This is a genomic window from Phocaeicola massiliensis B84634 = Timone 84634 = DSM 17679 = JCM 13223, assembly GCF_000382445.1.
GTDB lineage: Bacteria > Bacteroidota > Bacteroidia > Bacteroidales > Bacteroidaceae > Phocaeicola > Phocaeicola massiliensis.
This window is the reverse complement of the sequence record NZ_KB905474.1, coordinates 439,033-452,358: the sequence shown is the minus strand read 5'-3', so window position 1 is coordinate 452,358 and position 13,326 is coordinate 439,033. Positions and strand designations below refer to the sequence as shown.

The 13,326-nt window shown below is 45.0% G+C and carries 11 protein-coding genes and 2 pseudogenes; 8 read left to right on the top strand and 5 right to left on the bottom strand.

Going from position 1 to position 13,326, the window contains the following annotated elements; genetic code table 11:
- The 3 genes and pseudogenes from HMPREF1534_RS01620 to HMPREF1534_RS01630 form a co-directional block, all read left to right on the top strand.
- A pseudogene (locus HMPREF1534_RS01620) lies at nucleotides 1-271 on the top strand (transposase family protein); the annotation flags it as partial.
- A complete protein-coding gene (locus HMPREF1534_RS21425; protein WP_005650024.1) occupies nucleotides 225-689 on the top strand; it encodes an IS5 family transposase in 465 nt (154 codons plus the stop codon). The pseudogene HMPREF1534_RS01620 and the gene HMPREF1534_RS21425, both read left to right, overlap by 47 nt.
- An 8-nt stretch (nucleotides 690-697) precedes the next feature.
- On the top strand, nucleotides 698-1,009 hold the full coding sequence (locus HMPREF1534_RS01630; RefSeq protein WP_004295270.1) for a helix-turn-helix domain-containing protein: 312 nt from the start codon (nucleotides 698-700) through the stop codon (nucleotides 1,007-1,009).
- Nucleotides 1,010-1,854: 845 nt separating this feature from the next.
- Here HMPREF1534_RS01630 and HMPREF1534_RS01635 read toward each other — a convergent pair.
- The 5 genes and pseudogenes from HMPREF1534_RS01635 to HMPREF1534_RS01650 all read right to left on the bottom strand — a co-directional run bounded on the left by HMPREF1534_RS01635 (nucleotide 1,855) and on the right by HMPREF1534_RS01650 (nucleotide 6,389).
- Nucleotides 1,855-3,387: an acyl-CoA carboxylase subunit beta gene (locus tag HMPREF1534_RS01635; protein ID WP_005944414.1), complete on the bottom strand. Its 1,533-nt coding sequence runs from the start codon at nucleotides 3,385-3,387 to the stop codon at nucleotides 1,855-1,857.
- 7 nt (nucleotides 3,388-3,394) lie between these two features.
- The gene (locus HMPREF1534_RS01640; RefSeq protein WP_005944412.1) at nucleotides 3,395-3,910 is read right to left on the bottom strand and encodes an acyl-CoA carboxylase biotin carboxyl carrier protein subunit; all 516 of its coding nucleotides are present in this window, start codon (nucleotides 3,908-3,910) and stop codon (nucleotides 3,395-3,397) included.
- Nucleotides 3,911-3,927: 17 nt separating this feature from the next.
- Nucleotides 3,928-5,439, bottom strand: coding sequence for an acetyl-CoA carboxylase biotin carboxylase subunit (accC, locus tag HMPREF1534_RS01645; RefSeq protein WP_005944410.1), 1,512 nt, complete (start codon nucleotides 5,437-5,439; stop codon nucleotides 3,928-3,930).
- A 54-nt stretch (nucleotides 5,440-5,493) separates the two neighbouring features.
- Nucleotides 5,494-5,849 (bottom strand): annotated as a pseudogene (locus HMPREF1534_RS0119380) (DUF488 domain-containing protein).
- Between the two features lie 57 nt (nucleotides 5,850-5,906).
- The gene (locus HMPREF1534_RS01650; protein WP_005944405.1) at nucleotides 5,907-6,389 is read right to left on the bottom strand and encodes a GNAT family N-acetyltransferase; all 483 of its coding nucleotides are present in this window, start codon (nucleotides 6,387-6,389) and stop codon (nucleotides 5,907-5,909) included.
- 74 nt (nucleotides 6,390-6,463) lie between these two features.
- On the opposite strand from HMPREF1534_RS01650, the gene HMPREF1534_RS01655 reads away from it, so the two are divergent.
- From HMPREF1534_RS01655 to HMPREF1534_RS01675, 5 genes are all read left to right on the top strand, one after another.
- Nucleotides 6,464-8,101, top strand: coding sequence for a B12-binding domain-containing radical SAM protein (locus HMPREF1534_RS01655; RefSeq protein ID WP_005944403.1), 1,638 nt, complete (start codon nucleotides 6,464-6,466; stop codon nucleotides 8,099-8,101).
- Between the two features lie 45 nt (nucleotides 8,102-8,146).
- On the top strand, nucleotides 8,147-8,575 hold the full coding sequence (locus HMPREF1534_RS01660; protein ID WP_005944400.1) for a GNAT family N-acetyltransferase: 429 nt from the start codon (nucleotides 8,147-8,149) through the stop codon (nucleotides 8,573-8,575).
- A 27-nt stretch (nucleotides 8,576-8,602) separates the two neighbouring features.
- Entirely contained in the window at nucleotides 8,603-9,091 is a 489-nt protein-coding gene (locus tag HMPREF1534_RS01665; RefSeq protein WP_005944396.1) for a GNAT family N-acetyltransferase, read from the top strand.
- A 28-nt stretch (nucleotides 9,092-9,119) separates the two neighbouring features.
- Complete coding sequence (locus HMPREF1534_RS01670) at nucleotides 9,120-11,444, top strand: outer membrane beta-barrel family protein (protein WP_005944394.1); 2,325 nt, start codon at nucleotides 9,120-9,122, stop codon at nucleotides 11,442-11,444.
- Nucleotides 11,445-11,595: 151 nt separating this feature from the next.
- Complete coding sequence (locus HMPREF1534_RS01675) at nucleotides 11,596-13,323, top strand: WG repeat-containing protein (RefSeq protein WP_005944391.1); 1,728 nt, start codon at nucleotides 11,596-11,598, stop codon at nucleotides 13,321-13,323.
- Nucleotides 13,324-13,326: the final 3 nt, after the last annotated feature.

Genomic DNA, 13,326 nt, shown 5'->3' with positions numbered 1-13,326 from the left:
ATATCTGAAGATCAATCCCCTTCAGGAACTCCATGCTATTCAGTTTGAGATGACCCAGCCCCAGGCCAATAGATGGATTCACCTTCTTTCTGAGATTCTCCGGCGTACATTGAAAACGCTTGGTGAATTGCCTGACCGTAACTCCAAACGTCTGATACACATTCTTCAAGGGTGCGAAGAAGTCTTGTTGGACGGAACCGAGCGACCTATTCAGCGTCCTTTGGATGAAGACTGGCAGTCTGCATGCTATAGTGGTAAAAAAAACTCATAGCATAAAGAATAACCTGTTATGTACTAACAATCTTCGGATTGTATGGTTGAGCTCCACATACAAAGGTCATGTCCATGACAAAAAGATTTGTGATGAAGAACCTCTTCTACTTCCCAAAGGTATTAGGCTCTGGCAGGATACAGGTTTCATCGGACACAAACCGGATGGAGTTGAAATATGCATGCCCAAAAAGAAACCTAAAGGGAAAGAGCTTACTTGTGTTGAAAAACAAGAGAACAAGCGGATTTCCGGAGTTAGGATTAAAGTGGAGCATGCCATAGGTGGTATGAAAAAATGCCGTATTGTCAAAGAACGATTCAGATGCCATAAATTCGGTTTCGAAGATATGGTGATTCTTATTGCTTGTGGATTACACAACTTCAGAATCAGTCACAAAATGAGTCATATAACAAATTAATCTATATAATGTTTAATGAATTGAAAACGAAAGACGATGCGTGGATGCAGTCCATCCACGAGCGTATCGACCGGCTGTCGGCGATGATTGACGGCATTTTCGGAGATGGCGCGGTTCCGCCAAAAGAAGACGTGTACCTGTGCGACAGTGAGGTGGCGTGTATGCTGAAAGTCAGCCGCAGGACATTGGGCGAGTATCGGAGCAACGGCACGCTGCCTTACTATGTACTTGGTGGCAAGGTCTTGTACAAGAGGAGCGAGATCGAGCAGGTGTTGGAACGGGAATATAGGAGTGTCGGCAAGGCGCGGGGAAGCGGATGAAGATTCCATTTACCTGTTTTTTACGCACTTGTACAGGCTGCGGGCATTAAGACTGTCCGCATAAAGGCTGGACGTTTGCGTGCGCCAGCCACAGACTGTTTTTTAGAGGTGAGGGAGTTTGCCGTCTGGAAAAAGAACCTCTTTTTGGACTTTGGCACAAAGTCGTCCCCTGCCCGGTATCAGACTGTAATTCCTGTATGCAATCCTTTTCTGACTGTTCTCGTAACAGTCTGTTTCAATCCTGCCTGACCTTTGTTTACTTTTCATAAAGAGACTGTACCGCCTTTGTGACCGGGATATGAAACCGAAAGATTGTTTTTGACGGTTGCTAAAAAAGAAAAATCAAAGGTGTTTTGCATGTTCCGTAAAAAATCGTACCTTTACATAAAGTGAGTTGCACATCAACGCAATTGATGCAAGTATGTAGAAACCAGAACGGTTGCCAACTCGTTACCTCGTTTTTTGATGATCCGCATAAACTTTTATTCTTAGCGGATTATGTGATTCTTTCAAAAATAATCTCTATTTTGGGAATACGGCTTTCTGAATATCGGAAATTCTATGTGCCTGCCGTTTTACATCCCCTCCCTACAATCTACAACGACATGCTATCAGAACACTTCCCCATAAAATTTCTATTTTTCCTGTGAAATTATTCTCTTATTCAAAAAAAATAGTATCTTTGTCCTATAAAAGTTGTTCATAAGTATGAGACTGTAAAGTACTGAAATTAGCACAATCTCCAAATCGTTACCTTAGACTTTTCAGAACTTCCATAAGCGTTTGTCTTTCAAATTAATCCATCAAATTGATAAGAATTTAAAGTATAAAAGAAGGCACTTTCATTACAACGGCATATTGCCATGCTTTTTGGGAGGATTACTTTGGTTTTTGTTGTGACACATATCCAAAGCCTGAGCCAGTTTATATCTTGTATCACGCGGCATAATTACTTCATCAATCAAACCGCGTTCGGCTGCACGGTAAGGGTTGGAGAACTTATTCTCATACTCCTTTATTATCTCCTGCTTCTCTTCGGGAGTCGATTTACGATACAGGATGTTTACTGCACCCTCGGCACCCATCACTGCAATTTCCGCCTGTGGATAAGCCAGATTCACATCAGCACCTGTCGGCTTGCTGGACATGACGATATAGGCTCCACCGTATGCCTTACGGGTAATCAGGGTTACTTTGGGAACTGTGGCCTCAGCGTATGCATACACGATTTTCGCACCGTGGCGAATAATACCGTTGTGCTCCTGCACCGTACCGGGAAGAAAACCGGGAACATCCTCAAAAGTAATCAAAGGAATATTGAAACAGTCGCAGAAACGGATGAAGCGAGCAGCCTTGTCACTGGCGTCGATATCGAGCACACCGGCAAGGTAAGCGGGCTGGTTGGCAACGATACCCACCGAACGACCTCCCAAACGACCGAATCCCACTACCACGTTCTTGGCAAAATGAGGCATTACTTCGAAAAAGTACTGGTTGTCCAGCACCGGTTCGATAATATCTTTGATGTCGTAAGGCATATTGGGGTCTTCGGGAATAACGGTCTGAAGTGCTTCTACCTGGCGATGAATATCATCCGTACAGGGGGCAAGGGGAGCATCCTCCATATTGTTGGAAGGCAAGAAGCTCAACAACTCGCGAATACTCATCAGAGCTTCCTCTTCATTATTACACATAAAGTGAGTGACACCACTCTTGGAACTGTGAGTATAAGCGCCACCCAGTTCTTCTTTTCCTACCTCTTCATTGGTCACCGTCTTTACCACATCGGGACCGGTAATAAACATGTGGCTTTGCTCTTTCACCATAAAGATAAAGTCGGTCAGTGCCGGAGAGTAGCAGGCACCACCCGCACAAGGACCCAAGATGGCAGAAATCTGAGGAATAACACCCGAAGCGATGGTGTTCTGATAGAAGATAGACGCATAACCGGCAAGACTGTTCACACCTTCCTGAATACGGGCACCGCCCGAATCGTTCAGTGCAATAACAGGCGCACCGTTCTTCAGGGCAAGTTCCTGCACCTTGACAATCTTGGCTGCATTGGTTTCACTCAGCGAACCACCGTGTGCGGTGAAGTCGTAAGCATACACAAAAACCAGGCGGCCGTCTATCTTTCCGTAACCTGTCACCATTCCATCTCCGGCAATCTGTTTTTTATCCATACCGAAATTGGTGCAACGGTGGTTCACCAACTTGTCCAATTCATTGAACGTACCTTTGTCAAGGAGCATTTCAATACGTTCGCGGGCAGTCATCTTACCCTGTGCATGCTGCTTCTCTATCTTGTCCACACCGCCACCCAGCGATGCCTTTTTGTCCAGTTCCTCAAACCGGCTGTATATTTCTTCTCTTGTCATGGTTCTTTCAGTCTTCTTTTATGATATCCAATATTATCAACTCCTGATTGGCATTGACGGCATCGCCCTCCTGCACCAGAATATCCTTTACGACACAATCCGAACTTACTTTGTAGTTGCTCTGCATCTTCATGGCTTCCAGCACTACCACGATGTCTCCCGCACTAAGGCGGTCTCCCTTTTGAACGGGGATTTTAACGACCTTACCCGGCATGGGTGCAATAATCCGATCGTCTTGTTTCTCTTCTCCACCCTTCTTCATGCGCAAGTACTTGGTCTGCGTATCCACAATATCTACGTGATAAGAGCGATAAAACATATTCACGTCATAACTCTTACCACCTTCACCGCGAATCAACTCGGCATTAAACGAATTGCCATCGTGAAGAATGGAGCAACTTCCGTTCTCAGCCATCACAATATCCACATCGTATGGTTTTCCATCGATAAGGAACTGTACCTTATTACCCTCTTTGCTCACCAAAGTTACATCGGCGATGCGGTCTCCTATATGTATTTCCATATTTCTTTTCCGTTTGTTTAGATGCGTAATACTCCCTTCTGCAAACCGAACTCACGCCAACGGCTGATGGGACGACCGTCGGGCAACTGTGAACTCTTGTTTTCTTCCAGATTCATCAGATAATCGATGTAAGAGGCAATCATGGCAATATTCTCGATTTCTTCGTTGTTGCCATTACTGCGCAACAGCATACGGGAATTCTTCTCGATAAACAACGTATTATATTCGCCTTTTACAAAGTCGGGCGTATGCATGATACGTTTCAAATAACTGAGATTAGTCTTCAGTCCGGTAATTTTATATTCATAAAGCACTCGGCGCATACGCTCGATGGCATATTGACGGGTGGTGGCCCACACAATCAACTTACCGATCATGGGATCGTAATAAATAGGTATCTCATACCCTTCGTACACATAGCTGTCTATACGGACACCGATACCGTTTGGTTCAGTAAGCTGCTTGATAATACCCGGCGAAGGCATGAAATTGTTTTCCGTGTCCTCGGCACAGATACGGCATTCGATGGCGTGGCCGCGCTGAAACAGCTCTTCCTGTCTGAGATGCAACACCTCATCATTGGCAATACGGATTTGTTCCTTTACCAAGTCCACACCAACTACCTCCTCCGTAATAGGATGTTCCACCTGAAGGCGGGTATTCATTTCAAGGAAATAGAAGTTACGGTTCTTGTCCACCAGAAACTCAATGGTTCCTGCACCCGAATAGTTCACTGCCTTGGCTGCGGCAACTGCCTTTTCTCCCATCTCCTTACGAAGTTCGGGAGTAAGAAACGGTGAAGGACTTTCTTCCACTATTTTCTGGTTACGACGCTGAACAGAACATTCGCGGTCGAACAGATGAACTACATTGCCATGATTATCACCCAGAATTTGAAATTCGATATGGTGAGGTTCTTCCACAAACTTCTCCAGATAAACAGTATCATCTCCAAAAGACGACATGGATTCCGAACGGGCAGTATTATAAGCTTCCACTACCTCATTTTCATTATGAATAAGACGCATACCCTTTCCGCCACCGCCCATTGAAGCCTTCAACATCACAGGATAACCAATCTCATTGCAAATGCGGACTGCTTCCTCAGCACTCTGTAACGGCTGTTCCGTTCCGGGAACGACTGGTACACCGGCTGCAATCATACGTTTACGGGCAGCAATCTTATCGCCCATCGCCTCCATTGTCTCGGCAGCCGGACCGATAAAAATAATACCTTCTTCCTTACAACGGCGGGCAAAGTCTGCATTCTCGGATAAGAAGCCATAGCCGGGATGAATGGCATCGGCATGATGCTGCTTGGCAGCTTTGATAATATTATCTATATTCAGATAACTATCCTTGGAAGCGGCAGGGCCTATCAGACAGGCTTCATCTGCATACATTACGTGCCGCGCTGTGCGGTCGGCTTCCGAAAAAACAGCCACAGTGCGAATGCCCATTTCCTTACAGGAACGCATTACACGTACGGCTATCTCGCCACGATTGGCGATTAGAACCTTTTGTATCATAATCCTTCTTTTTACCTAAAACGGTCGCAAAGTTAGCTTTTTTTTGCACAAAAACTAAAAAAGTGTGCTTAAATATTGCGCCAATACACGCGCATGATTCTGCTCCTGATTCTTCGAAGCATAAAGGAGTGTAACCTTTTCATAAGGTTTTATCCTATCAATGAACGTTTTAACAGCAGTGAGCGTTCCAGTTCCTTTTGGTACATATCAGCAAAGGCTCCCCATCTTTTTTCGACATCAGCATGAAACCATTTACGCAAATCATTGGAAGGAGTCAGTTCTTTTGCCCAATAATCGTATTTCAGATACTCCCGTTTCATGCCTCTGGGCCAAAGACGGTCGACCAATACCCGATAACCGTCATTGGACGAAGGAGTCTCATATACCCTTTTAATATTAATTTGAGTCATAGTCAGTTTTTTTAGGTTTAATGGCTATAACCCTTTTTGGATAGAAATGTTCACTGATTATAAGATAAGTTCATAATCGCTGACATCAAGCCAACGCCCGAACTTCAGTCCAACCTCCTTAAAATGAGATACTTTTTGAAATCCCAGCTTAGTATGTAAAGAAGTACTGTCTTCATTCGGTTCCGTCAGACAAGCTATCAGTGCATGGTAACCCTCCCTCCGGCATTCTTCTATCAAACGCATCATGAGTTGGGTTCCCATACCTTTCCCAACACAATCGGGAAGAAGGTAAACAGTTGTCTCCAGCGTATGTCCGTAGGCCACACGCTGTTTCCAGGGATGAGCATAGCAATACCCCACAACTTTTCCGTCTGATTCACAAACAAAATAAGGATAATGAGCCGAAATCCCGGCTATCCGACCACGCATATCCTCTTCGCGCACAGGCTCAATATCAAATGTAACCACACTATGTATTACATACTCATTATAAATAGCCGCAATCGCTTTAGCATCTTGTAATTCTACCCTTCTAATCATAACGGTATTTATTTAAAAACACAGGCAAGATATAAAAAAAAAGCTATCTTTGCAAACAGAAAACAATATTAAGAATGAAGATTCTCTGGATAGACCTCAACTGTTCGTATGCTCACTCTTCACTGGCACTCCCTGCCTTGCATGCACAAATGGCTTCAGACACCTCTGTGGAATGGGATATAGTATCCGCTACCATCAATGAAAATGTAGGGATGATTGTCGATGAAATCTATCGCCGCCGGCCCGACATACTTGCAGCCACCGCCTGGCTGTTCAATCACGAACAACTGATGCATATCACTTCCCGCGTAAAGGCATTACTGCCGGATGCCTGTCTCATTTTGGGCGGTCCCGAGTTTTTGGGAGATAATGAAGAGTTTCTGCGTAAGAATCCTTTTGTCGACTGTGTATTCAGAGGAGAGGGAGAAGAAGCGTTTCCGCAATGGCTGGCATGCCGGAAACAGCCTGAGAAGTGGAACACCATTCCGGGGCTCTGCTATCTGACCGCCGAAAAAGAATATAAAGACAACGGTTTAGCCCGCGTACTGAACTTTTCCGGCCTCGTTCCTCCCGAAGAAAGCCGTTTCTTTAATTGGAGCAAACCTTTTGTCCAGTTGGAGACCACACGCGGTTGCTTCAATACTTGCGCCTTTTGCGTAAGCGGAGGAGAAAAACCGGTGCGCACACTGTCCATCGAAAGCATACGCCACAGACTGCAAATCATTCACAGCCACGGCATCAAGAATGTACGTGTGCTCGACCGCACCTTCAACTATAATCCGCGCCGCGCCAAAGAACTTCTCCGACTTTTTCTGGAGTTCTCACCCGACATCTGCTTCCATCTGGAAATTCATCCCGCCCTGTTGTCTGAAGAGCTAAAAAAAGAATTGCGACAATTACCGGCAGGACTCCTTCATCTGGAAGCCGGTATTCAAAGTCTGCGTGAACCCGTTTTAGAGAAAAGCCGAAGAATAGGCAAACTCTCCGATGCATTGGAAGGATTGAAATTCCTGTGCTCACTATCCAATATGGAAACCCATGCCGACCTGATTGCCGGACTCCCGCTTTATCGCTTGGATGAAATATTTGAAGACATATATACCCTTGCGGGATATCGCGCCGGAGAAATCCAATTGGAATCTCTTAAGCTATTGCCCGGAACAGAGATGCGCCACCGGGCAGACGAATTAGGTATCCGCTACTCTCCCCTTCCGCCTTATGAAGTATTGCAAACCGGAGAAATCAGTGTAGGCGAACTGCAAACAGCACGCAGACTGTCCCGCTTGCTCGATGCCTTCTATAATACTCCCGCGTGGCAGGAACTGACACGGGAACTCATACTGAACGACAGGCGTTTTCTATATAGATTTCTGGCTTATCTGACAGAAGCCAATCTCATTGACCAACCCATGAGTCTGGAGAGACGCGGATTAGTTCTATATGAATATTGCAAACAATATTATCCCGACTATCGGACACAAGCCTCCATAGCATGGATAGAAGCAGGCATGTCACTCAAGAAACTTCCGGCAGAACACGTGAAAACCAAGCGGCAAATTCCACCCGAACATTGGGAAGTGATCTATGGCAACTATAAACCCGAACTACGCCTCTGCTTCCTGCCTGTAAGCACCGACACGGAACATGGTTATTGGTTCGGTTTCGAATCGGAGATACAAAAAATAGCACCGGTCTTCAAAGCGCGGACCTAAAGCAGGCTACACCTTATTATATATAGACATAAAACCGACTTATTTATGACTCAAATCATCGAAATACTGGAATACAAGCCGGAATATCTGGAAGCCACCCGGAAATTCCTGACTCAACTGACTACCCGACCCATACAACTTACAGAAGAAGCCTTCAGGCATACACTCGCGTCAGCGAACAGCCATCTCTTCTTCCTGCTGGATGACAAAGCGGTGGCAGGAATGCTGACCGTCGGAATCTATCATTCCCCCACCGGCGGAAAAGCATGGATAGAAGATGTGGTGATAGACGAAGCTTATCGCGGAAAAGGACTCAGTAAGATGTTGGTGCGCCACGCCATCGATTTCGTGAAATCGCAAGGCATCCCCGCGCTGATGCTGACCTCCAACCCTAAACGGACAGCCGCCAACAAGCTGTATCAGACAATGGGATTTGAACAGAAAGAGACCAATGTATACAGAATGAATTGCTAATCTTAACACGATATAAACCAAGAAAGCATGAGAATCAGAAAAACAACCCTCAATGACCTGGAGCCGGTAATGGCCATGTATGACTATGCACGCAAGTTTATGCAAGAGCACGGCAATCCCAACCAATGGATAAACGGCTATCCCTCTGAGGAATACATCCGCCGCGAAATAGCCGACGGACACAGCTACATATGCGAGAATGAGCAGGGAGAGACGGTAGGAACCTTCTGTTTCATTGTCGGAGAAGACCCTACCTACGCGGTTATCGATAATGGCAAATGGCTGAATGATGCCCCATACGGTGTGATTCACCGCATGGCCTCCAACGGGAAAGAGAAAGGAATTGCAGACCAATGCATCCGATGGTGCTTTGAGCAGCATCACAACATACGCGTAGACACACATCATGACAACTATGTAATGCAAAACATCTTGAAGAAAAACGGTTTCGAGGAATGCGGAATTATCTATACACACAACGGCAGTCCACGTATCGCATACCAAAAAAACGTATAAAAAAACAATAAAACACACATTTAATACTATGAAAACATTTTATATTATATACTTGCTACTTGCCTGCCAAAGTATCATCACCGGTCTTTCAGCACAAACAGTCAGTGGGAAATTAGTAGATGAAAAAAACGAACCGATGCCATACGCCAATGTAGTACTGCTATCACTCCCCGACTCTGCCTTTGTCAGCGGAACAATAAGCGGAGACGACGGAACATTCAGCCTGAGTGCAACAGCACAACCTCAGATAGTACGCATTTCCTCTATCGGATACACCACCATATACAGACCGGTGAATCCTGCCGACATGGGGATTGTCCGACTGACAGCAGACACACACCAACTGGGTGAAGTAACCGTAAAAGCCGACTTACCCAAAATGCGTCTGAAAGGCGATGCGATGGTGACTACAGTTGCGGGCAGCGTATTGGAAAAGTCCGGTACAGGCAACGACCTGCTCGACAAGATACCGGGTATCTCGGCTGAAGAAGGAGCAGTGAATGTATTCGGAAGAGGAACAGCGGAAGTCTACATCAACGGAAGAAAAGTGAGAAGCAGCTCGGAGCTGGAACAACTCTCTTCGGACAACGTAAAGAGCGTGGAAGTGGTACGCAACCCGGGAGCACGCTACGACGCTTCCGTAAAAGCCGTTGTCCGTATCCTCACCAAAAAGGCACAAGGCGAAGGATTCGGTTTCGACAACCGGCTCGTGACTCGCAACCGCCGCACGTATGGCTGGACCATCTATGACCAGTTCAACTTCAACTACCGGAAAAACGGTTTCGACCTTTCCGGCACTTTATTCGGCGGCAAATTGCGAGGCGGGAACAACCAACAGATTGTCATTGACACCTATTTGGACAAGTTATGGCAACAAAAGATGGATGCCACATACGCCAAGACAAAACGCAGCAACATAGAAGGCACGCTCGCCATGAGCTATCAGTTCAATGAAAAACATTCGATGGGAATACGCTACAACATAGACCGTTACATGTCTACCCATGAAGACTGGCGGTATCTCACACAAGTGTTGTGCGACAACCAACCTTACGAGAACAGCTCCAGCCAAATGATTATCCACAACCCTTCCACCACTCACAACCTGAACTATTACTACAACGGACAGGCAGGCAACTGGAATATCGACTTCAACGCCGACGGCCTATGGAGCCCTACCAAAGAGATACAAAACACAACGGAAATCATTAACGAACACAATGAAAACCATATCAATACCCTGAACGAAAACAACAACACGCTTTATGCTGCCAAGTTGGTACTCTCACATCCTCTGTGGCAAGGGAACTTATCGTTCGGAGGTGAATACTCTCATACCAAGCGCACCAACCTTTATCTCAATCCGGAAGGTATCCTTGCCAATGACGACAGCGAGATAAAGGAAGGAGCCGCCTCCATGTTTGCAGACTACACCCGTTCCTTCGGCAACGTAAGCATACAGGCAGGCATCCGATACGAACACGTAGGCTTCGACTATTACGAGAAAGGCAAACACATAGATGTACAAAGCCGTAAGTTCGATAACATTTTCCCTTCGCTGAACATCAACTTCCCCATCGGAAAGACACAAGTGCAGCTCAGTTATGCAGGAGACATCACCCGCCCTTCTTATGACAACCTGCGGAATAGTACTTATTATGCCAACCGCTATACTTATCAGACAGGAAACCCTTTCCTAACTCCGACCATGACGCAAAACATATTACTGGCTGCCTCTTACCAATGGCTGAATGTCTCCGTGGGATACAGCCGCGTGAAAGATGACATGATACAGATATCAGAAAACTATTCGGAAGAGAATCCCACCATCTCGTTGATGAAAGTGGTAAACACCGAATCCTACGACCGCATGACGGCATCACTGACAGTGGCGCCCACCATCGGGCTGTGGAAACCGCAGTTCACGGCAGAGCTCTACAAGCAGTGGTTCTCCATCAAAACCCACAACGGCATAAAGTCACTGAACAACCCTGTCGGTACATTTGTCTGGCGCAACAACTTCTCGCTGCCTGCCGGTATACTGCTTGATATAAACGCCGTTTACACCACCTGCGGCCACAACCAGAACATATACCTGCAAAAAGATGCGTGCAATGTGTCGCTGGCTCTATACAAAGCATTCTTCAATAACCGGCTGAGCATGCAGCTGCAAGCCAACAACCTTTTGGAAACCGACGATGCGGACATATTGATATACAGCGGAATACGCACTATGAGCGATTATATAACCCAGTTCCGACAGGTAACTCTCACCTTGCGCTACAAATTCAACGCCGCAAAGAACAAGTATAAAGGAACAGGAGCCGGACAAAGCCAAAAGAACCGTATATAAACAACGGACATGGCTCCTTCCGGAAAGCAATAACATTATCGGTGTGACTGATATAAGACAAAGAAAGGAAATGCTCCCTTTCACCAATCCGATAAACAGCGGGAACCCTGTTACCAATGCAAACATTTGAATATTGTTTATATAATTGATTATGAAACATTTTCTATCCATATTATTTATATTTTCTCTCAATCTTGTCAGCCCACTTTTAGCGCAAGACAAGAGTTCGGTAGATATGTCTGCTTTATTAGAGAATAAAATATGGAAAGTGCAATTACCCCAAGACAAACAATATGCAATAGAAATGGAATTTCGTAGTGCCGAATGGAAACAAAGTTTTCTATATGATAAAAAACAAAACCCAATATGCTATTCCTATTCTTTGCATGAGGATACAATCAAAGTTTTTGAATCGGGAAAAGATTATATCATACAGGAACTGACAGATAGTACGCTGGTTCTCCAATATCTGCCGGAGATTTTGACAATCGAAGTTGCACCTGTCAGATGTACAACAGATAACAGTATTCAAGGACAAAGGCAGAACGAAGAACGCCTGGATAGTATTTGGCGCAAAGAGGACATTTGGAACAAGGGTGTTGCTAAAATAACCGGAGAGCCTATTAAGGATTTATCCACGATAGAACCTCCCCGATGGGCAATATGGAATTACGATTTGGAAAAGTATTTTGTTTCTCGAATGAAATACCCCAAAAAGTTGCTGGAAAAGAACGTGGCAGGCTATTCCGTTGTAATGTTCTCTCTTGATACTTTAGGATTGCCTCGTGGAATAAATATCCTGACGTCTATTCATAAAGATTTTGATAAAGAGGTAATCAGACTGACCCAAGAGCTTCCGCACTGCCTGCCTTGCAGGGACAAGAACGGCAAACGGATGGAATGCTTTTATACAGTGTATGTACCATTTTTACCGCAACATTACAAAGACAGGGTAAAAACGGATAGTGTTAGAGAAGAAGAACTGAAACAGTGTCTTGTAGAATGGGAAAGCGGGTCTTACTTTCAAAAAGGAAATCCGTATGCAATTACCAACTACATCAATGAACACTTGAGATACAATCCTAAAATGTTGGGCAACAAAAATCAAATCAGAGGAATTTACACAATACAGATTGATTCCTACGGAGAAGTGTCAGAAGCTAAAACCATGAGAAGTTGCAGAATCCCGGAATGGGATAATCAAGTATTGCAAATCATAAAAAGCATGCCACGATGGACCCCGGCAATCAATTATTGGAAAGGTGAATATTGCAACTCCGTTTGGACTGTACCTGTTTTATTCAAGAATGATAGTCCGACAACTCCTATCAACCCTCACACCGATGTTTCAGTTATCGGTTATAGCACTTGTGATACCCCTGTCTTGATGCGATACGATGCCACACTGACCGCCCATACCACAGAACCTTATTTGGAGGTGGGTGTTCCGGTCTGTTATCTGAATGAACAGGGTGACACCATTGTGCCATACGGCAAGTACAGATACTGTCAGACAGATACTATCAAAAAACTAGGTTTTGTTTATGAGCACAAGCCAAAGGACGCTCGAATAATCTGCATCAATAATGCGGGCAAAGAACTTTTCTATGTATTCAAATATGATAATGGTCCCGACTACATACAAGAAGGGCTTTTCCGTATAATGAACGAGGATGGATTGGTAGGTTTTGCCGATTCATTGGGTAATGTGGCCATAAAGCCTCAATTTAAATTTGCTTACCCATTCGAGCACGGCAAAGCAAAGGTTACTTTCTCCGGTGAGAACAAAGTAATTCCCGATTCCAAAGGCGAAAAGCATTACCGGAATAACTCTGATTGGTATTATATAAATAAGAATGGTAAAATAATTAACAAGTAGATA

What these genes read in the sequence shown, in the direction of transcription:
- HMPREF1534_RS21425 (WP_005650024.1), top strand. Translation starts at nt 225, where the DNA reads ATGAAGACTGGCAGTCTGCATGCTATAGTGGTAAAAAAAACTCATAGC.
- HMPREF1534_RS01630 (WP_004295270.1), top strand. Translation starts at nt 698, where the DNA reads ATGTTTAATGAATTGAAAACGAAAGACGATGCGTGGATGCAGTCCATC.
- HMPREF1534_RS01635 (WP_005944414.1), bottom strand. Translation starts at nt 3,387, where the DNA reads ATGACAAGAGAAGAAATATACAGCCGGTTTGAGGAACTGGACAAAAAG.
- HMPREF1534_RS01640 (WP_005944412.1), bottom strand. Translation starts at nt 3,910, where the DNA reads ATGGAAATACATATAGGAGACCGCATCGCCGATGTAACTTTGGTGAGC.
- accC (WP_005944410.1), bottom strand. Translation starts at nt 5,439, where the DNA reads ATGATACAAAAGGTTCTAATCGCCAATCGTGGCGAGATAGCCGTACGT.
- HMPREF1534_RS01650 (WP_005944405.1), bottom strand. Translation starts at nt 6,389, where the DNA reads ATGATTAGAAGGGTAGAATTACAAGATGCTAAAGCGATTGCGGCTATT.
- HMPREF1534_RS01655 (WP_005944403.1), top strand. Translation starts at nt 6,464, where the DNA reads ATGAAGATTCTCTGGATAGACCTCAACTGTTCGTATGCTCACTCTTCA.
- HMPREF1534_RS01660 (WP_005944400.1), top strand. Translation starts at nt 8,147, where the DNA reads ATGACTCAAATCATCGAAATACTGGAATACAAGCCGGAATATCTGGAA.
- HMPREF1534_RS01665 (WP_005944396.1), top strand. Translation starts at nt 8,603, where the DNA reads ATGAGAATCAGAAAAACAACCCTCAATGACCTGGAGCCGGTAATGGCC.
- HMPREF1534_RS01670 (WP_005944394.1), top strand. Translation starts at nt 9,120, where the DNA reads ATGAAAACATTTTATATTATATACTTGCTACTTGCCTGCCAAAGTATC.
- HMPREF1534_RS01675 (WP_005944391.1), top strand. Translation starts at nt 11,596, where the DNA reads ATGAAACATTTTCTATCCATATTATTTATATTTTCTCTCAATCTTGTC.